Annotated in this window: 19 protein-coding genes and 2 tRNA genes; 17 read left to right on the top strand and 4 right to left on the bottom strand. The window is 70.6% G+C overall.

Annotated features, from left to right (window positions below):
* Positions 1-21: 21 nt before the first annotated feature.
* From rlmN to KAK07_RS03835, 16 genes are all read left to right on the top strand, one after another.
* The gene (rlmN, locus tag KAK07_RS03910) at positions 22-1,200 is read left to right on the top strand and encodes a dual-specificity RNA methyltransferase RlmN (RefSeq protein ID WP_210859175.1); all 1,179 of its coding nucleotides are present in this window, start codon (positions 22-24) and stop codon (positions 1,198-1,200) included.
* Complete coding sequence (pilW, locus tag KAK07_RS03905; RefSeq protein WP_210853862.1) at positions 1,200-2,015, top strand: type IV pilus biogenesis/stability protein PilW; 816 nt, start codon at positions 1,200-1,202, stop codon at positions 2,013-2,015. The genes rlmN and pilW overlap by 1 nt, the downstream gene beginning before the upstream one ends.
* Entirely contained in the window at positions 2,008-2,883 is an 876-nt protein-coding gene (locus KAK07_RS03900; RefSeq protein ID WP_210853863.1) for a helix-turn-helix domain-containing protein, read from the top strand. The genes pilW and KAK07_RS03900 overlap by 8 nt, the downstream gene beginning before the upstream one ends.
* A gap of 10 nt (positions 2,884-2,893) precedes the next feature.
* The gene (gene ispG / locus KAK07_RS03895) at positions 2,894-4,159 is read left to right on the top strand and encodes a flavodoxin-dependent (E)-4-hydroxy-3-methylbut-2-enyl-diphosphate synthase (RefSeq protein ID WP_210859174.1); all 1,266 of its coding nucleotides are present in this window, start codon (positions 2,894-2,896) and stop codon (positions 4,157-4,159) included.
* Between the two features lie 49 nt (positions 4,160-4,208).
* Positions 4,209-5,504, top strand: coding sequence for a histidine--tRNA ligase (hisS, locus tag KAK07_RS03890; RefSeq protein ID WP_210853865.1), 1,296 nt, complete (start codon positions 4,209-4,211; stop codon positions 5,502-5,504).
* A gap of 54 nt (positions 5,505-5,558) precedes the next feature.
* A complete protein-coding gene (locus KAK07_RS03885; protein WP_210853866.1) occupies positions 5,559-6,236 on the top strand; it encodes a YfgM family protein in 678 nt (225 codons plus the stop codon).
* Positions 6,233-7,357 (top strand): outer membrane protein assembly factor BamB, encoded by a 1,125-nt coding sequence (bamB, locus tag KAK07_RS03880; protein WP_210853867.1) that lies wholly within the window; start codon positions 6,233-6,235, stop codon positions 7,355-7,357. Before KAK07_RS03885 ends, bamB begins: the two co-directional genes overlap by 4 nt.
* A 4-nt stretch (positions 7,358-7,361) precedes the next feature.
* Positions 7,362-8,699: a ribosome biogenesis GTPase Der gene (gene der, locus KAK07_RS03875; RefSeq protein WP_210853868.1), complete on the top strand. Its 1,338-nt coding sequence runs from the start codon at positions 7,362-7,364 to the stop codon at positions 8,697-8,699.
* Between the two features lie 97 nt (positions 8,700-8,796).
* Positions 8,797-9,039 (top strand): RNA chaperone Hfq, encoded by a 243-nt coding sequence (gene hfq / locus KAK07_RS03870; RefSeq protein ID WP_210802209.1) that lies wholly within the window; start codon positions 8,797-8,799, stop codon positions 9,037-9,039.
* A 70-nt stretch (positions 9,040-9,109) separates the two neighbouring features.
* On the top strand, positions 9,110-10,315 hold the full coding sequence (hflX, locus tag KAK07_RS03865; RefSeq protein ID WP_210853869.1) for a GTPase HflX: 1,206 nt from the start codon (positions 9,110-9,112) through the stop codon (positions 10,313-10,315).
* Between the two features lie 14 nt (positions 10,316-10,329).
* On the top strand, positions 10,330-11,604 hold the full coding sequence (gene hflK / locus KAK07_RS03860; protein ID WP_210859173.1) for an FtsH protease activity modulator HflK: 1,275 nt from the start codon (positions 10,330-10,332) through the stop codon (positions 11,602-11,604).
* Between the two features lie 24 nt (positions 11,605-11,628).
* On the top strand, positions 11,629-12,522 hold the full coding sequence (hflC, locus tag KAK07_RS03855; protein ID WP_210853871.1) for a protease modulator HflC: 894 nt from the start codon (positions 11,629-11,631) through the stop codon (positions 12,520-12,522).
* Positions 12,519-12,725, top strand: a complete 207-nt coding sequence (locus KAK07_RS03850) for a DUF2065 domain-containing protein (protein WP_210859172.1) — start codon at positions 12,519-12,521, stop codon at positions 12,723-12,725. Before hflC ends, KAK07_RS03850 begins: the two co-directional genes overlap by 4 nt.
* A gap of 102 nt (positions 12,726-12,827) precedes the next feature.
* Entirely contained in the window at positions 12,828-13,991 is a 1,164-nt protein-coding gene (locus KAK07_RS03845) for an ATP phosphoribosyltransferase regulatory subunit (protein ID WP_210853872.1), read from the top strand.
* A gap of 50 nt (positions 13,992-14,041) precedes the next feature.
* Positions 14,042-15,424 (top strand): adenylosuccinate synthase, encoded by a 1,383-nt coding sequence (locus KAK07_RS03840; RefSeq protein WP_210854026.1) that lies wholly within the window; start codon positions 14,042-14,044, stop codon positions 15,422-15,424.
* A gap of 38 nt (positions 15,425-15,462) precedes the next feature.
* The gene (locus tag KAK07_RS03835; protein ID WP_210802197.1) at positions 15,463-15,984 is read left to right on the top strand and encodes a phosphoribosyltransferase; all 522 of its coding nucleotides are present in this window, start codon (positions 15,463-15,465) and stop codon (positions 15,982-15,984) included.
* Between the two features lie 423 nt (positions 15,985-16,407).
* Here the strand turns inward: KAK07_RS03835 and KAK07_RS03830 are convergent.
* A tRNA-Leu gene (locus tag KAK07_RS03830) sits at positions 16,408-16,492 on the bottom strand.
* 309 nt (positions 16,493-16,801) lie between these two features.
* A tRNA-Leu gene (locus tag KAK07_RS03825) sits at positions 16,802-16,886 on the bottom strand.
* A gap of 112 nt (positions 16,887-16,998) precedes the next feature.
* Between KAK07_RS03825 and rnr the strand changes: the two genes are divergently transcribed.
* A complete protein-coding gene (gene rnr / locus KAK07_RS03820; RefSeq protein ID WP_210859171.1) occupies positions 16,999-19,230 on the top strand; it encodes a ribonuclease R in 2,232 nt (743 codons plus the stop codon).
* A gap of 45 nt (positions 19,231-19,275) precedes the next feature.
* On the opposite strand, the gene KAK07_RS03815 is transcribed toward rnr, so the two are convergent.
* A complete protein-coding gene (locus KAK07_RS03815; RefSeq protein WP_210859162.1) occupies positions 19,276-20,790 on the bottom strand; it encodes an NAD(P)H-hydrate dehydratase in 1,515 nt (504 codons plus the stop codon).
* Between the two features lie 10 nt (positions 20,791-20,800).
* Positions 20,801-22,096, bottom strand: a complete 1,296-nt coding sequence (locus tag KAK07_RS03810) for an FAD-dependent oxidoreductase (protein ID WP_210859160.1) — start codon at positions 22,094-22,096, stop codon at positions 20,801-20,803.
* Position 22,097: the final 1 nt, after the last annotated feature.

Here is a 22,097-nt window from a genome sequence, read left to right as displayed (position 1 = left end):
AGCGCCGGGCGGGCACGACGCGTGAGCAAGGTCAACCTGCTCGACTTCGACCTCGACGGGCTCGCCGCCTACTGCGAGTCCCTCGGGGAGAAGCGCTTTCGTGCCGTCCAGCTGTTCCGCTGGATCCACCAGCGGGGCGCGGCCGATTTCTCGGCCATGACCGACCTGGCCAAGTCTTTGCGCAGCAAGCTCGAGGGCGTGGCCGAGGTCCGTGACCTGCCCGTGGTCTCCGAGCATGTCTCCGCCGACGGCACCGTCAAGTGGCTGTTCGATGTCGGCGCCGGCAATGCGGTCGAGACCGTCTTCATCCCCGAGGACGACCGCGGCACGCTGTGCGTGTCCTCGCAGGCGGGTTGCGCCGTGGGTTGCCGGTTCTGTTCCACCGGTCACCAGGGCTTTTCGCGCAACCTCGCCACCGGCGAGATCCTGGCCCAGCTGTGGCATGCCGAGCGCAGCCTGCGCGTGCGCCTGGGCCTGGGCACGGGCGAGCGTGCCATCACGAACGTCGTGATGATGGGCATGGGCGAGCCGCTGCAGAACTACGCCGCGCTGGTGCCGGCGCTGCGCGTGATGCTCGACGACCACGGCTACGGCCTGTCGCGCCGCCGTGTCACCGTGTCCACCTCCGGGGTGGTGCCGATGATCGACCGCCTGCGCGAGGACTGCCCGGTGGCGCTGGCCGTCAGCCTGCATGCGCCCTGGGATGCGCTGCGCGACGAGCTGGTGCCACTGAACCGCAAGTACCCGCTGGCCGAACTGATGGCGGCCTGCCAGCGCTACCTGAGCGCGGCCCCGCGCGACTTCGTCACCTTCGAGTACTGCATGCTCGACGGCGTCAACGACAGCGACGAGCACGCCCAGGCCCTGCTGGCGCTGGTCAACGGCCGCGGCGCACAGCGCGTGCCCTGCAAGTTCAACCTGATCCCGTTCAACCCCTTTCCCGCGTCCGGTCTGACCCGGTCGCCGCGCGAGCGGGTGACCGCCTTCGCCAAGCGCCTGCAGGATGCGGGCGTGGTGACGACCATCCGCAAGACCCGTGGCGACGACATCGACGCCGCCTGCGGCCAACTGGCCGGCGAGGTGCAGGACCGCACCCGGGCCCATGAACGCATGAAGCGCCAGCCGGTCACCTGGATCAGCGCCGCCAACCCATCCCCATCGTTCCCCTCGGCCGCCCCGGGTGGCCCGGAGCCTCACTGATGAAGCCACGTCGCCCTGGTGTGAAGTCCCGTGTCGGCGCCGCGCTGGCTGTGCTGGCGCTGCTCGCGGGCTGTGCCAGCCCGGCGCCGGAGCGCAATCGCACGCCCGACCCCGTGCCCGACGCGCCACCCAAGGCCGATGCGGCCCGTCTGTCGCAGACCCGCCTGGAACTGGCCGCGGCCTACTTCCAGCGGGGCCAGAACGCCACCGCGCTGCAGGAGATCAAGGCGGCGCTGCAGGCCGATCCGAACCAGGTGCCGGCCTATGGCCTGCGCGGCCTGATCTATGCCGCCATGGGCGACGCCGGCCAGGCCGAGGAGAGCTTCCGGCAGGGCCTGCGCCTGTCCTCGCGCGACCCGGACACGCTGCACAACTACGGCTGGTTCCTCTGCCAGGAGCGGCGCTTTGCTGAAGCCGACCAGCAGTTCGCGCTGGCAGCCCAGGTGCCGGCCTACCCGGACCTGGCCCGCACGCTGCTGGCCCAGGGCATCTGCCAGGCCCGTGCCCAGCGCTGGCCCGAGGCCGAGCGCTCGCTGGCCCGCTCCTATGAACTGGACCCGTCCAACCCCGCCACCGGCTTCAACCTCGCCGATGTGCTGTTCCGCCGCGGCGAGCATGAGCGGGCCCGTTTCTACGTGCGCCGCGTCAACCAGATCGATGACCAGGTGACCGCGCAATCGCTGTGGCTGGCGCTGCGCATCGAGCGCCAGCTGGGCCAGGCGGGCCAGGTCGATCAACTCGGCAGCCTGCTGAGCAGCCGTTTCCCGAACTCGCCCGAGGCCGGCCTGTACGAGCGGAGGCGCTTCGATGACTGAGCCGCGCGACGCCGGCGACACCCAGCCGCTGTCCGGCAGTGCCGGCGCATTGCTGCGCGCGGCACGCCAGGCACAGGGCATGCACATCGCCGTGCTGGCCACGCACCTGAAGGTCTCGCCGCGCAAGCTCGAGGCGCTGGAACAGGACCGCCACGACGAACTGCAGGGCCCCACCTTCGTGCGCGCCCTGGCCCAGGCGGCCTGCCGGGCCTTGAAGATCGACCCGGCGCCGATCCTGGCGCTGCTGCCGCCCGCCGGCCAGCGCACGCTGGACGATGTGGGCGGCGGTCTGAACGCGCCGTTCCGCGAGCACGGCATGCGCCGCGACCCGACGCTGGAACTGGACGCCAAGGGCAAGGGCGTGCTGGTCACCGTGCTGGTGCTGCTGGTGGGCGCGGCCCTGATGTGGTTGGTGCCGCGCCAGCCCGCCAACCCGGAGGGCGCCACCGCGGCCGCCTCGGCGGCGGCGGTCGATCAGGTCCTGGGGGCGGCCTCGCAGGTCGTCGCGGCACTGACGCCCGCTTCGGCGCCGGCCTCCACGGCCACCGTGTCCGCCATCGCCTCCGCCCCGGCGGCGGCCGCCAGCGTCGCGGCCGTGCCGCCGGCGCCGGCCGCCCCGGTGCTGGTGCCCGACCACCTGCTGCAGGTGCGCGCCACGGTGGAGTCCTGGGTCGAGGTGCTCGACGGCAATGGCCAGGCCATGATCTCGCGCACCCTGCAACCGGGTGAATCCGTGGACCTGGATGGGGCCTTGCCACTGCGTGTCAAGATAGGCAATGCCGTCGGCACCGAGCTGCGTTTCCGCGGCCAGCCGGTCGATCTGGCCGCCGCCACGCGCGACAACGTGGCCCGCCTTGAACTGAAGTGAATCCTGCCCCATGAGCGAAGCACCCGACCAGCCCGTCACCCAAGCCAGCCCGGCGCCGCGGCGCAGCCGCCAGGCCCGCGTGGTCTGGGGCGAGCGCGTGGTCACCGTCGGCGGCGATGCACCGGTGCGCGTGCAGTCGATGACCAACACCGACACGGTCGATGTCATCGGCACCGCGATCCAGGTCAAGGAGCTGGCGATCGCCGGCTCCGAGATGGTGCGCATCACGGTCAACACGCCGGAGGCGGCCGACGCCGTGCCGGCGATCCGCGAACAGCTCGACCGCATGGGCATCGACGTGCCCCTGATCGGCGACTTCCACTACAACGGCCACCGCCTGCTGACCGAGCACCCGGCCTGCGCCGAGGCACTGTCCAAGTACCGCATCAACCCCGGCAACGTGGGCAAGGGCGAGAAGCGTGACCGCCAGTTCGGCCAGATGATCGAGGCCGCCTGCCGCTGGAACAAGCCGGTGCGCATCGGCGTCAACTGGGGCAGCCTGGACCAGGAACTGCTGGCCCAGATGATGGACGACAACTCGCGCCGCACCCAGCCCTGGGACGCCAAGCAGGTGATGTACCAGGCGCTGATCCAGTCGGCGCTGCAGTCGGCCCAGGCCGCGCGCGAGATGGGCATGGACCCGAACCAGATCATCATCAGCTGCAAGGTCAGCGGTGTGCAGGATCTGATCTCGGTCTACCAGGGCCTGGCCCAGCGCTGCGACTACCCGCTGCACCTGGGCCTGACCGAGGCTGGCATGGGCACCAAGGGCACGGTGGCCTCGGCCACGGCGTTGTCAGTGCTGCTGCAGCAGGGCATTGGCGACACCATCCGCGTGTCGCTCACGCCGCAGCCGGGCGAGGCCCGCACGCAGGAGGTGGTGATCGCGCTGGAGATCCTGCAGGCGCTGGGCCTGCGCAGCTTCAACCCCAGCGTCACTGCCTGCCCGGGCTGCGGCCGCACCACCAGCACCACCTTCCAGGAGCTGGCCAAGCAGATCGACGACTTCCTGCGTGCCCAGATGCCCGTCTGGCGTAGCCAGTACGCCGGCGTCGAGAACCTCAAGGTCGCGGTGATGGGCTGCATCGTCAACGGCCCTGGCGAAAGCAAGCATGCCGACATCGGCATCAGCCTGCCGGGCACCGGCGAGGCGCCAGCCGCCCCGGTTTTCATCGACGGCGAGAAGGCGCTGACCTTGCGCGGCGACAACATCGCCGCCGAGTTCCACGCCATCGTCGAGAACTACATCCGCCAGCGCTTCGGCCACGCCGCCTGACGCTGCCTGTCACCCACCGGCGGGCGCCTCGGGCGCCCTTTTTTCCAAGATGAGCGAGACCCTCAAGGCCGTCAAGGGCATGAACGACATCCTGCCGCCGGAATCGGCGCGCTGGGAGTGGCTGGAAGCCCGCATGCGCAGCGTGCTGCAGCGCTATGGCTACCAGAACGTGCGCACGCCCATCGTCGAGCCCACGGCGCTGTTCGTGCGCGGCATCGGCGAGGTGACCGACATCGTCGAGAAGGAGATGTACGCCTTCGAGGACCGGGCCGACAAGCACGGCCAGGCCGAGCACCTGGCGCTGCGTCCGGAGATGACCGCCGGCGTGGTGCGGGCGATGATCGAGCACGCCTTCCTGCGCGAGGGCGGCCGCAGGCTCTACTACTTCGGCCCGATGTTCCGCCGCGAGCGCCCGCAGAAGGGCCGCTACCGCCAGTTCCACCAGATGGGCATCGAGGCCCTGGGCTTTCATGGCCCCGATGTGGACGCCGAGGTCATCCTGCTGGGCGCGCGCCTGCTCAAGGAGCTGGGCCTGGTCGACGGTGAGCATGTGCGCCTGGAGCTGAACTGCCTGGGCGAGCTGAGCGAGCGCCGCGCCCACCGCGAGGCCCTGATCGCCCATCTTGAAGCGCACAAGGACCTGCTCGACGAGGACGGCCAGCGCCGCCTGTACACCAACCCGCTGCGCGTGCTTGACACCAAGAACCCGGCGCTGCAGGACATGGCCAATGCCGCACCCAAGCTGCTGGACTTCCTGGGCGAGGCCTCGCTGGCGCACTTCAACGGCGTGCGCGCCATCCTGGATGCCGCGGGCATCCGCTACACGATCAACCCGCGCCTGGTGCGCGGCCTGGACTACTACAACCTCACCGTCTTCGAGTGGATCACCGACAAGCTCGGCGCCCAGGGCACGGTCTGTGGCGGTGGACGCTACGACGGCCTGATCGAGCAACTGGGCGGCAAGCCCACCCCGGCGGTGGGCTTCGGCATGGGCCTGGAGCGCATGCTGCTGCTGCTGGAGGAGGTGGGCGTGGCGCCCGCCGCGCCGGTGCCCGACGCCTACGCCATCGTGCCCTCGGCCGAGGGCCTGCCGCGGGTGATGGTGGCACTCGAAGCGCTGCGCGAGGCCGGCCTGTCGGTGGTGCTGCACCCCGGCCAGTCCAGCATGAAGTCGCAGTTCAAGAAGGCCGATGCCAGCGGTGCCCGCTTCGCGCTGATCTTCGGTGCCGACGAGCTGGCGGCCGGCCAGGTGGCGGTCAAGCCGCTGCGTGACGCTGCCGCCGAGCAGCAGCTGCGCCCGCTCGACGCGGTGGCCGACTGGGCGCCGTCGCTGCGCAACGCATAATCGCTGACTTCGGCGCCAGCCTGTGGCCGCGCCTTTCTTGTTGACACATCCACGATGGCAAGCAATCTCGACCTCCAGGAACAGGAACAGCTCGACGAGCTGAAGGCGTTCTGGAAGCAATACGGCAACCTCATCACCTGGCTGATCACGCTGGTGCTGGCCGGCATTGCCGGCTTCAACGGCTGGAACTACTGGCAGTCCAAGCAGGCGGTGGGCGCCGCCGGCATGTTCGGTGAGCTCGAAGCGGCCGCGCAACGGGGCGATGCCGACGCCACCACGCGCATCTTCGGCGACATGAAGGAGCGCTTCGGTGGCGCCGAACTGACCCGCCAGGGCGCGCTGCTGACCGCACGCGTGCAGGCCGACAAGGGCCAACCCGACGCCGCGATCGCCAGCCTGGGCTGGCTGGCCGAGCAAAGCGGCAGCGAGGGCCTGGGCCCGGTCGCCCGCCTGCGTCTGGCCGGTCTGCTGATCGACAAGAAGTCCCTGGACGACGCGCTCAAGCAGCTCGATGCGGTCACCGACGAGGCCTACAAGGGCCTGGTCCAGGACCGCCGCGGCGATGTGCTGATGGCCCAGGGCAAGAAGGACGAGGCCGTGGCCGCCTGGCAGGCCGCCTGGAAGGCGCTGCCCGAGGAGCAGCAGTACCGCCGCATCGTCGAAGCCAAGCTCGATGCCCAGGGCCGCGCGCCGGCCCCGGCCGCGTCGGCGGCGTCGGAGGCCACCCAATGAGCGCGATGTGGACGCGTGCCGCCCGCCTGGCGGCCCCGGCGCTGGCCCTGTGGCTGGCGGCCTGCTCGGCCGACAAGCCGACACCGGCGGCGCTGCAGCCGATCACGCCCACGATCGCCGGCCGCCAGGTCTGGTCGACGCAGATCGGCAGCGTCAGCTTCCCGCTGCAGGTGGCGGTGCGCGCGGGCCAGTTCGTGGTGGCCTCGGATGACGGCACCGTGGCGGCGCTGGACGCTGCCACCGGGCGTGAGCTGTGGCGTGCCCAGGTCGGCGCCCGCCTGTCGGCCGGCGTCGGCAGCGATGGACGGTTCGCCGCCGTGGCCACGCGCGACCAGCAGCTGGTGCTGCTGGACGGCGGCGCCCAACGCTGGAGCGTGCCGCTGGAGGCGGGCGTGGTCACGCCGCCGCTGGTGGCGGGTGAGCGCGTCTTCGTGCTGGGCGTGGACCGCGCGGTGCATGCCTTCGACGCGCTGGATGGCCGCCGCCTGTGGACCTTCCGCCGCCCGGGCGACCCGCTGATGCTGGCCCACCCGGGCCTGCTGGCGGCCTGGCAGGACACCTTGCTGGTGGGGCAGGGCGCCCGCCTGGTGGCGCTGGACCCGCTCAAGGGCAGTCTGCGCTGGGAAGTGGCCGTCACCAGCCCGCGCGGCACCAACGAGGTCGAGCGCCTGGCCGACCTGGCCGGACCGGCCTCGCGCGTGGGCGACAGCTTCTGCGTGCGCGCCTTCCAGAACGCGGTGGGCTGCGTCAACGCGGCCACCCGCTCGCTGCAGTGGTCGCAGAACGGGGGCGGCCAGAAGGCGATCGGCGGCGACGCCAGCATCGTCGTCGGCGCGGATGCCAGCGACCGTGTCACCGCGCGTCAGCGCGCCGGTGGCGGTCTGGCCTGGACGTCTGAGCTGCTGCTCAACCGCGGCCTGAGCGCGCCGGTGGTGGCCGGCCCGGCGGTGGTCTTCGGCGACTTCGAAGGCCAGCTGCATTTCCTGGCCAAGGACACCGGCGCGCCGCTGCTGCGCCTGCCCACCGATGGCGCGCGCATCGCCGCGCCGCTGGTGCTCTCCGACACCAACCTGCTCGCGGTCACCGCCAAGGGCGGGGTTTTCGCCTTCCGGCCGGAATGAGGCCGTGAAACCTGTTCTCGCGCTGGTGGGCCGCCCGAATGTGGGCAAGTCCACGCTGTTCAACCGCCTGACGAAGAGCCGCGACGCGATCGTCGCCGACTTCGCCGGCCTGACCCGTGACCGCCACTATGGCGACGGGCGGCTGGGTTCGCGCCATTTCATCGTGGTCGACACCGGCGGCTTCGAGCCCGACAGCACCACCGGCATCGTCAAGGAAATGGCCCGCCAGACCCGGCAGGCCGTGGCCGAGGCCGACGTGGTGATCTTCGTCACCGACCTGCGCTCGGGCCTGTCGGCCCAGGACGCCGACATCGCCCGCTACCTGCGCCAGGCCAACAAGCGTGTGCTGCTGGCGGTGAACAAGGCCGAGGGCATGCAGGAATCGCCGCTGCTGGCCGAGTTCCATGAACTGGGGCTGGGCGAGCCGCACCCGGTGTCGGCGGCGCACGGCCAGGGCATCCGCAGCCTGCTGGAGGCCGCCCTCGAGGACATCCCGGAAGACGACGACGCCGACGACGAGGACGAGGCCGACAAACCGATCCGTCTGGCCGTGGCCGGACGGCCCAACGTGGGCAAATCCACGCTGATCAACACCTGGCTGGGCGAGGAGCGCCTGATCGCCTTCGACATGCCCGGCACCACGCGCGACGCGATCCGCGTGCCGCTGGAGCGCGACGGCCGTCGCTACGAGCTGATCGACACCGCCGGCCTGCGCCGCAAAGGCAAGGTCTTCGAGGCGATCGAGAAGTTCTCGGTGGTCAAGACACTGCAGGCCATCGCCGACGCCAGCGTGGTCGTGCTGATGGTCGACGCCACCCAGGGCGTCAGCGAGCAGGACGCGCACATCGCCGGCTATGTGCTGGAGTCGGGCCGCGCCGTCGTCATTGCGATCAACAAGTGGGACGCGGTGGATGCCTACCAGCGCGAGCAACTGGCCCGCTCGGTGGAGACGCGCCTGGCCTTCCTGAAGTTCGCGCCGATCCTGCACATCTCGGCCATCCGCCGCCAGGGCCTGGGCCCGCTGTGGAAGGCGATTGCCGATGCCCACGCCTCGGCCCACTGCAAGATGCCCACGCCGGTGCTGACGCGCCTGCTGCACGAGGCGGTGGAGCACCAGGCGCCCAAGCGCGCGGGCACCAGCCGGCCCAAGCTGCGCTATGCCCACCAGGGCGGCATGAACCCGCCGGTGATCGTGATCCACGGCAACGCGCTGGAGCACGTCACCGACGCCTACAAGCGCTTCCTCGAAGCGCGCTTTCGCGCCCACTTCAAGCTGGTCGGTACGCCCCTGCGCATCGACATGAAGCACTCCACCAACCCCTTCACCGACAAGAGCGCCTGAGGCCGGGAACCTTCCCCGGGCCGGATGCTCCGACAGGGTCTGTCGCCCTGTGATAAGGTGCCAGCTTTCCAACTTCTTCCAACACGGAGCCAATATCGTGAGCAACAAAGGGCAACTTCTACAAGACCCGTTCCTGAACCTGCTGCGCAAGGAGCATGTTCCGGTCTCGATCTACCTGGTCAACGGCATCAAGCTGCAGGGCCACATCGAGTCCTTCGACCAGTACGTGGTGCTGCTGCGCAACACCGTGACCCAGATGGTCTACAAGCACGCCATCTCCACCGTCGTGCCGGGCCGGGCCGTCAATTTCCACCCGGCCGATCAGGGCGACGCCCACTGAGCCCGCTGAACAGGGCCGGCGCCGGCCAACCGGCCGCGCCGCTCGCCGACCCCTCCCACCCGAGCGCGCCTTGAGCAAGCACGGCACGCCCCAGGACGTCGACAGCAATCGCGCCGTTCTGGTCGGCGTCGACCTGGGCCCCGGCGCCTCGTTCGACCCCACGCTTGACGAGTTGCAGTTGCTGGCCGAATCGGCCGGTGACCTGACCGTGGCCAAGGTGCTGGCCAAGCGCCGCTCGCCCGATCCGGCGCTGTTCGTCGGCTCGGGCAAGGCCGACGAGATCAAGGAACTGGTGCTGGTGCATGGCGCCCATGGCGTCATCTTCGACCAGGCGCTCTCGCCAGCGCAGCAGCGCAACCTGGAGCGCCACCTGGGCGTGCCGGTGGCCGACCGCACGGCGCTGATCCTCGAGATCTTCGCCCAGCGGGCGCAGAGCCACGAGGGCAAGCTGCAGGTCGAGCTGGCCCGGCTGCAGTACCTGTCCACGCGGCTCGTTCGCCGCTGGAGCCACCTGGAGCGTCAGCGCGGCGGCGTGGGCCACCGCGGTGGCCCGGGTGAGGCCCAGATCGAGCTGGACCGCCGGATGATCGGCGACCGCATCAAGCAGCTCAAGGAGCGGCTGGAGAAGGTCAAGCGCCAGCGCGGCACGCAGCGCCGCGCGCGTGAGCGCAGCGGCACCTTCCGCGTCTCGCTGGTGGGCTACACCAACGCCGGCAAGTCCACGCTGTTCAATGCGCTGACCAAGGCCCGTGCCTACGCTGCCGATCAGCTGTTCGCCACGCTGGACACCACCACCCGCTCGCTCTACCTGGGCGAGGCGGGGCGTGCCGTGTCGCTCTCCGACACCGTGGGCTTCATCCGCGACCTGCCGCACAAGCTGGTCGAGGCCTTCCGTGCCACGCTGCAGGAAGCGGCCGATGCCGACCTGCTGCTGCACGTGGTCGACGCTGCCAGCCCGTTGCTGGCGGAGCAGCGGGCCGAAGTGGAGCGCGTGCTGGAGGAGATCGGCGCCGAGGGCATTGCGCAGATCCTGGTCTACAACAAGGCCGATCTGCTGCCCGAATCCCAGCAGCCGCGCCAAGTCTGCGATGAGCTGGAACTGTCGGCGGGTCTGCGGGTCCCACGCGTGTTCATCAGCGCCCGAACAGGGCAGGGCCTGGACCAGCTGCGCCGCCTGATCGCGGCGCAGGCGGTGCCACCCGACAGCCCTGATCGCAGCGTCGTGAGCCAGTTGCCGGACGGCACCGCGGTGCCGGCCACACCCCCTCAACACTAGAGACAACAATCACCATGGATGAGCCCCTGCACACCGAGCGAATGAGCGCGTCGGCAGCACCGCGGCGACACCCCCTGCGCGCACGCCTGGCCGCTGGGCTGGCCAAGGGCTGGCGCCTGCTGAGCAATGGCCGCAACGACGGCCCGCCGGACCTCGACGAGCTCTGGCGCGACTTCAACCGCAAGCTCTCGGGCCTGTTCAGTGGCAAGGGCGGTGGCGCCCAGCCGCCCGAGGATCCGCCCAACTTCTCGCCCGACATGAAGGGTGCCGGTGTCGGCGTCGGCCTGATCGCCGGCGTGGTGGCGCTGATCTGGGCCGGCAGCGGCGTGTTCATCGTGCAGGAAGGCGAGCAGGCGGTGGTCACCACCTTCGGCCGCTACAGCAGCACGGCCGGCGCCGGCATCCAGTGGCGCCTGCCCTACCCGATCCAGTCGCACGAGACGGTGCGTGTCACGCAGCTGCGCTCGGTCGAGATCGGCCGCACCTCCACCGTGCCCGCCACCGGCCTGCGCGACTCGTCGATGCTCACCCAGGACGAGAACATCGTCGACATCCGCTTCACCGTGCAGTACCGGTTGAAGGACGCGCGCGCCTTCCTGTTCGAGAACGCCAGCACCGAAGAGGCCGTGGCCCAGGCCGCTGAATCGGCGGTGCGCGAGATCGTCGGCCGCAGCAAGGTCGACTCGGTGCTCTACGAGCGCCGCGACGCGATCGCCGCCGACCTCGTCAAGTCGATCCAGCAGCAACTCGACCGCCTCAACGCCGGCGTGGCGATCGCCAACGTCAACCTGCAGAACGTGCAGGTGCCCGACCAGGTGCAGACCGCCTTCGACGATGCCGTCAAGGCCGGCGCCGACCGCGACCGCTTCAAGAACGAAGGCCAGGCCTACGCCAGCGACGTCATCCCCAAGGCCCAGGGCACGGCCGCACGCCTGCGTCAGGAGGCCGAAGGCTACAAGGGCAGGGTGGTGGCGCAGGCCGAGGGTGATGCGCAGCGCTTCAACTCGGTCTACACCGAGTACCAGAAGGCGCCGGCCGTGACCCGCGACCGCCTCTACATCGACACCATGCGCGAGGTCTACAGCAACGTCACCAAGGTGATGACCGACAGCCGCAGCGGCTCGAACCTGCTGTACCTGCCGCTGGACAAGCTGGTCCAGCAGAGCGCTCCGGCCGCCGCGGCGGCCACCGCCCCGGCGGCCCAGCCTGCACCGGCCGCCACCGAGAGCACCACCGTGGATGTGCGCAACCGCGACAACGCCCGCAGCCGCGACCGTGAAGGCCGCTGATCCGGACTGCCACAGGGACACACCATGAACCGAATCGCCAGTATCGTCGCCGCGGGCCTCGTCCTTCTGATGCTCGCCGCCTCCACCCTGTTCGTCGTCGACCAGCGCAAGGTCGCCGTGATCTACGCGCTGGGCGAGATCAAGGAAGTCATCGCCGAGCCGGGGCTGCAGTGGAAGCTGCCGCCGCCGTTCCAGAACGTGGTCTTCCTCGACCGCCGCATCCAGACCCTGGACAGCCCCGAGAGCCGTCCGATCTTCACCGCCGAGAAGAAGAGCCTGGTCATCGACTGGCTGGTGAAGTGGCGGATCGCCGATCCGCGCCAGTTCATCCGCAACAGCGGCCCCGACCTGCGCAACCTGGAGGCCCGGCTGGGCCCGGTGGTGCAGGCCGCGTTCAACGAGGAGATCACCAAGCGCACTGTCGGCGGCGTGCTGGCCGGCGAGCGCGAGAAGATCATGAACGATGTGCGCCAGCGCCTGGGTGACGAGGCCAAGAGCTTCGGCATCGAGATCGTCGATGTGCGCATCAAGCGGGTCGACTTCGTCGCCAACATCACCGACGCCGTCTACCGCCGCATGGAGTCCGAGCGCAAGCAGGTGGCCAACGAGCTGCGCTCGACCGGCCAGGCCGAGGGCGAGAAGATCCGCGCCGACGCTGACCGCCAGCGCGAGGTGATCCTCGCCGAGGCCTACCGTGACGCCCAGAAGATCAAGGGCGAAGGCGACGCCAAGGCGTCTGCACTCTATGCCGACGCCTTCGGGCGCGACCCGCAGTTCGCCCAGTTCTACCGCAGCCTCGAGGCCTACCGCGCCAGCTGGCGCAACAAGTCCGACGTGATGGTGGTCGATCCGGGCAGCGAGTTCTTCAAGGCGATGCGCGGCACCGGCGCCGCAGCACCGGCGGCGCCGCGCAAATGACGCCCGACGGCGGCAGCTGGACCGACTGGCTGTGGCCCGCGCTGGGCCTGATGCTGGTGCTCGAGGGCCTGATGCCGCTTCTGCACCCGCAGGGCTGGCGCGAGGTCTTCCGGCGCGTGCTGGCGATGCAGGATGGCCAGATCCGCTTCATCGGTCTGGCCAGCATCGCGATCGGGGCGCTGGTGCTCTGGCTGAGCAGCTAGGGCCTGTTCGCAATCCCTTCCGGTCGTGTGAACAGGCGCCTTGGCTGGCGCCGGGCCCGGGCGACGCGGGTACAATGCCGTTTTTAACCCGGTCGCCGTTTCATGTCGTCTGCCTGGCTGCTGCCTGAGCACATCGCCGATGTCCTGCCCGCCGAGGCGCGGCGCATCGAAGAACTCCGCCGCCAGTGGCTGGACCTGGCCCGCAGCTATGGCTTCGAGCTGGTCATGCCGCCGATGCTCGAGCACCTGGACTCGCTGCTCTCTGGCACCGGCCGCGACCTCGACCTCAAGACCTTCAAGCTGGTCGACCAGCTCAGCGGCCGCACGCTGGGCCTGCGTGCCGACGCCACGCCTCAGGTCGCCCGCATCGATGCCCATCTGCTGAACCGCCAGGGCGTCACCCGTCTGTGCTACTGCGGCCCGGTGCTGCACACCCGGCCGTCGGGCCTGCGCGCCACGCGCGAGCCGCTGCAACTGGGCGCCGAGATCTACGGCCATGCCGGCCTGGAAGCCGACCTGGAGGTGCAGGAGCTGGCCCTGGATGGTCTGCACGCCGCCGGCGTGCGCGACCTCACCATCGACCTGGGCGATGCCCGCGTCGTGCGCTCGGTGCTGGCCGGTCTGCCGCTGGGCCCGGCCGAACTGGAGGCGCTGGTCACGGCGCTGAGCGTCAAGGACCAGCCCACGCTGCGCGCGCTGTCGGCCGGCTGCCCGGCCGAGGCCCGCGAGGCGCTGGCGATCCTGCCCGACCTGTACGGTGGCGAGGAGGTGCTGGCCCAGGCGGCCGAGCGCCTGCCCAAGCGCAGCCAGATCAGCACCGCGCTGGGCGACCTGGCCTGGCTGGCCGGCCATGTGCGTCAGGCCTTCCCGGATGTTCGCCTGGGCTTCGACCTGGCCGACATGAACGGCTACGCCTACTACAGCGGCATCCGCTTCGCGGTCTATGGCCGCGGCTCCACCGATGCGCTGGCCCGCGGCGGCCGCTACGACGAGGTGGGCGCGGTATTCGGCCGCAACCGCCCGGCGGTGGGCTTCAGCCTGGACCTGAAGGGTCTGGCCGAGGTGTCCCGCGCCGCCCGCACCGAGGGCGCGATCCGCGCCCCCTGGGGCGAGGCCGAGGGCCTGCGTGCCGCGGTGCGCAGTCTGCGCCGCCAGGGCGAGACCGTGGTCTGCGCACTGCCGGGCCATGAGCACGAGGCCCAGGAATTCGAATGCGACCGCGAGCTGATCGAGGTCGACGGACGGTGGGTCCTGCGCGCGCTGTGAATGCGCCGCGGACCGTCCCCACAGAATCTTCAAGCATGACGAGCACAGCGATGCAACAAGGCTCCACCGCGCGCGGGCGCAATGTCGTCGTCGTCGGCACCCAATGGGGTGACGAGGGCAAGGGCAAGCTGGTCGACTGGCTGACCGAAAGCGCCCAGGGCGTGGTGCGCTTCCAGGGCGGCCACAACGCCGGCCACACCCTGGTGATCAACGGCGTCAAGACGGCGCTGCACCTGATCCCCAGCGGCATCATGCGCCCCGGCGTGCGCTGCTACATCGGCAATGGCGTGGTGCTGTCCGCGGCCAAGCTGCTCGAAGAGATCGCCGGGCTGGAGAAGGCCGGTGTCGAGGTGCGTTCGCGCCTGCGCATCTCCGAGGCCTGCCCGTTGATCCTGCCCTTCCACGCCGCACTGGACGTGGCGCGCGAGGCCGCGCGGGAGCAGGGTGGCACCGAGAAGATCGGCACCACCGGTCGCGGCATCGGCCCGGCCTACGAGGACAAGATCGCCCGCCGCGCGCTGCGCGTGCAGGACCTGAAGTATCCCGAGCGCTTTGCGGCTAAGCTGCGCGAGCTGCTGGCGCTGCACAACCACGTGCTGACCAGCTTCCTGGGCTCACGCGGCTTCACCTTCCCGGAAGCCATGCGCCCGTACATCGCCAACGGCGAGGTGCAGTTCCAGGTCGTCTACGACGAGGCGATGCGCCACGCCGAGGAACTCAAGCCGATGATGGCCGACGTCTCGCGCGAGCTCAACGCGGCGCACATGGCTGGCCAGAACCTGCTGTTCGAGGGTGCCCAGGGCACGCTGCTGGACGTCGACCACGGCACCTACCCCTACGTCACCTCCAGCAACTGCGTGGCGGGCAATGCGGCGGCCGGCTCCGGCGTCGGCCCGGGCCTGCTGCACTATGTGCTGGGCATCACCAAGGCCTATTGCACACGCGTCGGTGGCGGCCCGTTCCCCACGGAGCTGGACTGGGAAGTGCCGGGCACGCCGGGCTACCACATGAGCACCGTGGGCGCCGAGAAGGGCGTCACCACCGGTCGTTCGCGCCGCTGCGGCTGGTTCGACGCCGCGCTGCTCAAGCGCTCGGCCCAGGTCAACGGCCTGTCGGGCCTGTGCATCACCAAGCTCGACGTGCTCGATGGTCTTTCCGAGCTGAAGCTGTGCACCGGCTACCGTCTGGACGGCGAGGACATCGACCTGTTGCCGATGGGCGCCGACGAGATTGCCCGCTGCGAGCCGATCTACGAGACTCTGCCTGGCTGGACCGAGACCACGGTGGGCGTCACCGAACTCGACAAGCTGCCGGCCAATGCGCGCCGCTACCTGAACCGCATCGAGGAAGTCACCGGCGTGCCGATCCACGTCATCTCGACCAGCCCCGACCGCGACCACACCATCCTGCTGCGCCAGCCCTACCAGGCCTGAGCGGCACCTCCCCACCAACCGACCACGCTGGAGACCCCATGCTCACCGACGACGGCAAGCACCTGTACGTGTCCTGGGACGAGTACCACCTGCTGACCGAGCGCCTGGCGCTCAAGATCCACAACAGCGGCTGGGCCTTCGATCAGATCCTGTGCCTCGCCCGCGGCGGCATGCGCCCCGGCGACATCCTGTCGCGCGTGTTCGACAAGCCGCTGGCGATCATGAGCACCAGCAGCTACCGCGCCGAGGCGGGCACGATCCAGGGCCGCCTGGACATGGCCAAGTACATCACCATGCCCAAGGGCGAACTGGCCGGCCGCGTGCTGCTGGTGGACGACCTGGCCGACTCGGGCGTCACCCTCAAGGCGGTGGTTGACCGCCTGCGTGGCATGCCGGCCATCACCGAACTGCGCTCGGCGGTGATCTGGACCAAGGCGGTGTCGAGCTACACGCCCGACTACTACGTCGAGGCGCTGGCCACCAGCCCCTGGATCCACCAACCCTTCGAGGAGTACGACGCACTGCGTCCCGAGGGCCTGGCCAAGAAGCTGTCGGTCTGAAGCATCAACGAGAAGGGGCCTGCGGGCCCCTTCGTCATGGCACCGCCGCGATCGGCCTGCGGTCGGTCGCACCGGAAGCAAAAAAGGCCAGCACTTCCGTGCTGGCCTTTGCATGCCTGGTGCCCAGGAGAGGACTCGGTCACACGGGCGCGACCCCGGCCGGGCCTGCATGCCCGGCCTTTCTCGTCCTCGCGCAAGGCCCGCAGTGGGCCTTGCTTCCTGTCCCCCAAGCAAAAAAGGCCAGCACTTCCGTGCTGGCCTTTGCATGCTTGGTGCCCAGGAGAGGACTCGGTCACACGGGCGCGACCCCGGCCGGGCTTGCATGCCCGGCCTTTCTCGTCCTCGCGCAAGGCCCGCAGTGGGCCTTGCTTCCTGGCCCCCAAGCAAAAAAGGCCAGCACTTCCGTGCTGGCCTTTGCATGCTTGGTGCCCAGGAGAGGACTCGAACCTCCACGCCTCTCAGCGCTAGTACCTGAAACTAGTGCGTCTACCAATTCCGCCACCTGGGCATGTCTGCGTTGAAGACTTTCGTCATCAGCAGAGCCTTGAACTATAGCATGGATTTCAAGCGACTTGAAACGCGCATCCACTTTTCGAGCGGCACCGCGACCAGCGTCGCGCCCATGCAAAAAGGCCAGCACTCTCGTGCTGGCCTTTTGTATGCTTGGTGCCCAGGAGAGGACTCGGTCACATGGGCGCGACCCCGGCCGGGCCTGCATGCCCGGCCTTTCTCGTCCTCGCGCAAGGCCCGCAGTGGGCCTTGCTTCCTGGCCTCCAAGCAAAAAAGGCCAGCATGTGCATGCTGGCCTTTGTATGCTTGGTGCCCAGGAGAGGACTCGAACCTCCACGCCTCTCAGCGCTAGTACCTGAAACTAGTGCGTCTACCAATTCCGCCACCTGGGCTTCGTCGAGACGGCAACGCTCTTTGGTGAGAACATCGCGTATCAGCGAAAGATAGGACTATACCATCAAGACAAAGATCATTTCAAGCAGCGACAAGCTGCCGGGCGTCACCATGACCGAGATTGAAGGCACGGTGAACGGACACCGCGACGGGCACGGCTTCGTGCAGCGCGACGACGGCGAACCCGATCTGTACCTCTCGCCGCAGGAGATGCGTGCGGTGCTGCACCGCGACCGCGTGCGCGCCCGCATCCTGCGCTTCGACCGCAAGGGCCGCCCGGAGGGCCGTGTCGTCGACATCATCGAGCGGCGCAAGACGCCGATCATCGGCCGCCTGCTGCACGAGGGCGGCAGCTGGATCGTCGCGCCCGAGGACAAGCGCTACGGCCAGGACATCCTGATCCCGAAGAACGCCGCGGCCAATGCGCGTGCCGGCCAGGTGGTGTCGGTCGAGCTGACCGAGCCGCCGTCGATGTACTCGCAGCCGGTGGGCCGCGTGGCCGAGGTGCTGGGCGAGATCGACGACCCGGGCATGGAGATCGAGATCGCGGTGCGCAAGTACGAGGTGCCGCACCGCTTCTCGCCCGAGGCCCTGGCCCAGGCGGCGGCCTTGCCCGACAAGCTGCGCGCCGCCGACCTGAAGCACCGCGTCGACCTGCGCGATGTGCCGCTGGTGACCATCGACGGGGAGGACGCGCGCGACTTCGACGACGCCGTCTACTGCGAACCGCATGTCCAGGGCAAGGGCAAGAAGGCCAGCAAGGGCTGGCGGCTGCTGGTGGCCATCGCCGACGTCAGCCACTACGTCAAGCCCGGCGAAGCGCTGGACGACGATGCCTTCGAGCGCGCCACCTCGGTCTACTTCCCGCGCCGGGTGATCCCGATGCTGCCGGAGAAGCTGTCCAACGGCCTGTGCTCGCTGAACCCCGAGGTGGATCGTCTGAGCATGGTCTGCGACATGCTGGTCAGCGCCGAGGGCGAGGTCACCGCCTACCAGTTCTACCCGGCGGTGATCTGCTCGCATGCGCGGCTGACCTACACCGAGGTGGCTGCGGCGCTGCTCAACAGCCGCGGCCCTGAAGCCACGCGCCGCGCTGCGCTGATGCCGCAGCTGCTCGACCTGCTCGATGTCTACCGCGCGCTGCTGAAGGCCCGCGCCCAACGTGGTGCGGTGGATTTCGAAACCACGGAGACCCAGATCGTCTGCGACGACAACGGCCGCATCGAGAAGATCGTGCCGCGCACCCGCACCGAGGCGCATCGCCTGATCGAGGAGGCCATGCTGGCCGCCAACGTCTGCGCAGCGGACTTCATCGCCGGCGCTGAACATGCGTCGCTCTACCGCGTGCACGAGGGGCCTACGCCCGAGAAGCGCCAGACCCTGCAGAACTACCTGCGCGCGCTGGGCCTGGGCCTGTCGGTCAGCGATGACCCCAAGCCGGGCGAGTTCCAGGCGATCGCCGCCGCCACCAAGGACCGCCCGGACGCGCAGCAGATCCACACCATGCTGCTGCGCTCGATGCAGCAGGCGATCTACACGCCGGCCAACAGCGGCCACTTCGGCCTGGCCTACCAGGCCTACACCCACTTCACCAGCCCCATCCGTCGCTATCCGGACCTGCTGGTGCACCGGGTGATCAAGGCCATCCTGCAGTCGCGCCGCTACCACCTGAGCACCGGCGAGCTGGTGGGCGCGCCGGTGCGCAAGGGCGGCAAGCCGCCGCGTGGCCAGGCCGCCGAGCTCGAGCGCTGGGAGCAGGTGGGGGCGCATTGCAGTGCCAACGAGCGCCGTGCCGACGAGGCCTCGCGCGATGTCGAGGCCTGGCTGAAGTGCCGCTACATGCGCGAACGCCTGGGCGAGGAGTACTCGGGCACCGTCAGCGCGGTCACCACCTTCGGCGTCTTCGTCACGCTGGACGCGTTGTACGTGGAGGGCCTGGTCCACATCACCGAACTGGGCAGCGAGTACTTCCGGTTCGACGAGGCGCGCCAGGAACTGCGCGGCGAGCGCAGCGGCCAGCGCTATGCGGTGGGCGCGCGGGTGCGGGTGCAGGTCAGCCGGGTCGACCTGGACGGCCGGCGCATCGACTTCCGCATGGTGCGCGAGGGCGAGTCCGACCGCCTGCTGGCCAAGGGCCGCCCGACGGGCAAGGAGCGCCTGGCGCCGCTGGAGCGCGTGGAGGCCGAGGACCGGGTGCAAAAGCGTGCCACCAAGGCGGCCAAGGCGCGCCAGTCGCCCACGGGCCGTACTGGCGCGGGCAAGGCCAAGTCCAAGACCTCGCCGCGGCAGGACGCTGCCTCGGGCAAGACCAGCAGCCGGCGCAAGGCGACCCGGCGGCGCTGAGATGAGGCGATGAGCGGCTGACCCGCTCCGCCGGTCGGCGCGGTGTCAGGCGGCGTCGGCCGTGCTGGCCAGCATCGCCTCGATCAGCGAATCGGCGATCAACACATGCGGGCCGGCGCGGTCGGCCGCCAGGCCGTGGCGCCAGACGGCCTCGCGGGCCGCACGGGCGGCCGCGTCGGTGGCGTCGCCCAGCGCCGCCCAGCGTCCGCCCAGCCAGCCTGCGAGCACATCGCCGGTGCCGGCGCTGGCCAGCCGGGCGTTGCCGGTGGCGTTGATCCACGGCGGACCCTCCGGCGTGGCGATGACGCTGCCCGAGCCCTTGAGCACCACCACCGCGCCGAAGCGCCGGGCCAGCGCCCGTGCGGCCGCCAGGCGGTCGGCCTGCACGGCACGCGTGCTGCTGTCCAGCAGGCGCGCGGCTTCCAGCGGGTGGGGCGTGAGCACGGTTGGGCGGGCAGCGTGGCCGCGGGCCACCAGGGCGGTGGCCAGCGCGGGCTCGGCGGCGACGGCGTTCAGTGCGTCGGCGTCCAGCACCAGCCGCGCTGCATGGCGGATCGGTGCGGGCAACTCGGCGCCCATGTCGCTGCCGCCGCCGCAGCCGGCCACCACGGTGGCCGCGGCCAGCCGCTCGGGCTGGCGCAGCGCGTGGGTGTCGCGGTGCATCAGCGCGGCTGGCGCGCCTGGCAGGGCGTGGACCGCGGTATCGGCCAGCGTGGCCAGATAGACCCGGCCAGCGCCGGCTGCCAGCGCCGCGCGGGCCGCCAGCACCGCCGCGCCTTGCATGCCCGCAGCACCACCCAGCACCCACAGGTCGCCGAACGCGCCCTTGTGTCCGGCATGGGGCCGCGGCGGCAGGCGCCGGGCCTCGTCGGCGCCCAGCAGCAGGGCATCCGGCGCGGCGCCGTCCAGCGTGGCGCCCAATGTCGACCACCAGATCTCGCCAGCATGGTCCCGGCCGTCGGCGGTGAAGAGGCCCGGCTTGAGCGTCAGCAGCGACAGCGTGGCGCTGGCGCGCACGCCATGTTCACCCAGGGTCTGGCCGCTGTCGGCGGCCAGGCCGGTGGGCAGGTCCAGCGCCAGGATCGGCGCCTGGCAGGCGTGCAGCGCATCGATCAGCGCAAGCACGGCCTCGCCGGGCGGGCGATCCTGGCCCAGGCCCAGCAGGGCGTCGACCGCCAGGTCCACCGCACCAGGGGCGGGTGCGTCCCCGAAGGTCACGCCAGCCTGCACGGCCTGGGCCAGCGCACGCTGTGCATCGGCCGGGACGGTGCCGCGACCGCTCAGGTGCGTGACCGTGACCTGTCGGCCCAGCTGGTGCAGGCAGCGCGCCATCACCAGGCCGTCGCCACCGTTGTTGCCGGGGCCGCAGGCCACCCAGACGCGTCGCGCGTGCGGCCAGCGGGCCAGGGCCAGACGGGCGGCATCGGTGCCGGCGCGCTGCATCAGCGTGAAATCACCCGCGCGGGCGCAGGCCTGGGCCTCGATCGCCCGGGACCCCGCCAGTCCGTGCAGGGGCGCAGCGGTGGTACCGGGAAGGACGAGGCGCAGGTCGACGGCCATGCCGCCGAGCTTAGCGCAAGCGCTCCATCGCGAAGGGCGCCGGATCGACCGGCGCGGCCTGCTGGCCGATCTGCGCCGCCAACTGCAGGGCCGCGCCGCAGGCCAGGGTCCAGCCGCTGGCGCCATGGGCGGTGTTGAGCCACACGCCGGGCACGCCGCTGGGGCCGATCACCGGCAGGCCGTCGGCCACCGCCAGGCGCGGGCCGCACCACTCCAGACTGCGGCTGGTGTGGGCGGCGCCCGGGAACCAGTCGTCCAATGCGCGGTACAGACGCCGCATGTCGGCCGGGTGCGGGCGGCCCAGTTGCACACCGGGACGGATGCTGCCCGCCACGCGCACGCGGTCGCCCTGGCGCGCAATGCTGATCTGTTGGCGCTGGTCCAGGATGGCGGCGCGCGGCGTGGGATCGAGCAGGCCGTCTTCCAGCCGCAGCGGCGCGGTGAAGCTGCAGGCACTGTGGACCACCGCTGGCAGGCGAACGCCCAGCGACTGCAGCAGGGCCGGGGCGCCCTGCGCCGCGCACAGCACCACCGCGTCGACGCTGAGCGACGATACCGTCTCACCGGTGCGTCCCGCCGGCACCGGATCGCGTGACTCGGCCAGGCTGAGCTGCAGCGGGCCGCCGCCCAGGCCGCTGGACAGGCCGGTGAGCTGGTGCTGGAACAGCCAGCGCACGCCCAGGGCCTGCGCTTCGGTCTTCAGCTGGTGGACGAACTGCCGGCTGTTGGCCGCAGCATCGCCCGGGAAGTGCAGGGCGGCTTGCAAGCCTGGCTCGGCGCTCAGGCCCGGCTCGATCGCCCGCGCGCCGTCGGCATCGACACAGTGGTGCACCACCCCTTGTTCGCCCAGCCAGTCCAGACCGGCGCGCATCTGCGCCAGCTCGCGCTCCGAGCGCAGCAGCACCAGCAGGCCGTCGGCGTGTTCGCGGGCCAGTCCCAGGCGCAGCGTCAGCTCGTCCAGCCGGGCGCGGCTCAGGCGCGAGAGGGCCAGCATCGCCGAGCGGCTGGCCGCCATGTGCGGCGAGCGGCGGTGCTGGCGCTGGCGCCACCAGGGCGACCACACCGACGGGCGCAGGCCTTGCCAGCCCCAGCCGCCGGCCTGCACCGGCGCCAGCGGCCGGGTGGGCAGGCCCGGCGCCTGCCAGGCGGCGGTGTAGGCGCCGGCCAGCAGCCCGCCGTTGGCGAAGCTGCCCTCGGCGGCCACCCCGGCGTGGCGGTCGACCACGGTGACCTGGTGACCCGCCGCGGCCAGTTCGAACGCGCTGCACACGCCGGCCAGGCCGGCGCCGATGACGGCCACATGCATG

It is taken from the genome of Ideonella alba, from assembly GCF_018069875.1.
GTDB classification, from domain to species: Bacteria; Pseudomonadota; Gammaproteobacteria; order Burkholderiales; family Burkholderiaceae_C; genus Ideonella; species Ideonella alba.
This window is presented reverse-complemented; position numbering and strand designations above follow the sequence as displayed.

Coding starts and splice junctions, on each gene's coding strand:
- pilW (WP_210853862.1), top strand. CDS start 1,200: ATGAAGCCACGTCGCCCTGGTGTGAAGTCCCGTGTCGGCGCCGCGCTG.
- KAK07_RS03900 (WP_210853863.1), top strand. CDS start 2,008: ATGACTGAGCCGCGCGACGCCGGCGACACCCAGCCGCTGTCCGGCAGT.
- ispG (WP_210859174.1), top strand. CDS start 2,894: ATGAGCGAAGCACCCGACCAGCCCGTCACCCAAGCCAGCCCGGCGCCG.
- hisS (WP_210853865.1), top strand. CDS start 4,209: ATGAGCGAGACCCTCAAGGCCGTCAAGGGCATGAACGACATCCTGCCG.
- KAK07_RS03885 (WP_210853866.1), top strand. CDS start 5,559: ATGGCAAGCAATCTCGACCTCCAGGAACAGGAACAGCTCGACGAGCTG.
- bamB (WP_210853867.1), top strand. CDS start 6,233: ATGAGCGCGATGTGGACGCGTGCCGCCCGCCTGGCGGCCCCGGCGCTG.
- hflK (WP_210859173.1), top strand. CDS start 10,330: ATGGATGAGCCCCTGCACACCGAGCGAATGAGCGCGTCGGCAGCACCG.
- hflC (WP_210853871.1), top strand. CDS start 11,629: ATGAACCGAATCGCCAGTATCGTCGCCGCGGGCCTCGTCCTTCTGATG.
- KAK07_RS03850 (WP_210859172.1), top strand. CDS start 12,519: ATGACGCCCGACGGCGGCAGCTGGACCGACTGGCTGTGGCCCGCGCTG.
- KAK07_RS03845 (WP_210853872.1), top strand. CDS start 12,828: ATGTCGTCTGCCTGGCTGCTGCCTGAGCACATCGCCGATGTCCTGCCC.
- KAK07_RS03840 (WP_210854026.1), top strand. CDS start 14,042: ATGCAACAAGGCTCCACCGCGCGCGGGCGCAATGTCGTCGTCGTCGGC.
- KAK07_RS03835 (WP_210802197.1), top strand. CDS start 15,463: ATGCTCACCGACGACGGCAAGCACCTGTACGTGTCCTGGGACGAGTAC.
- rnr (WP_210859171.1), top strand. CDS start 16,999: ATGACCGAGATTGAAGGCACGGTGAACGGACACCGCGACGGGCACGGC.
- KAK07_RS03815 (WP_210859162.1), bottom strand. CDS start 20,790: ATGGCCGTCGACCTGCGCCTCGTCCTTCCCGGTACCACCGCTGCGCCC.
- KAK07_RS03810 (WP_210859160.1), bottom strand. CDS start 22,096: ATGCATGTGGCCGTCATCGGCGCCGGCCTGGCCGGCGTGTGCAGCGCG.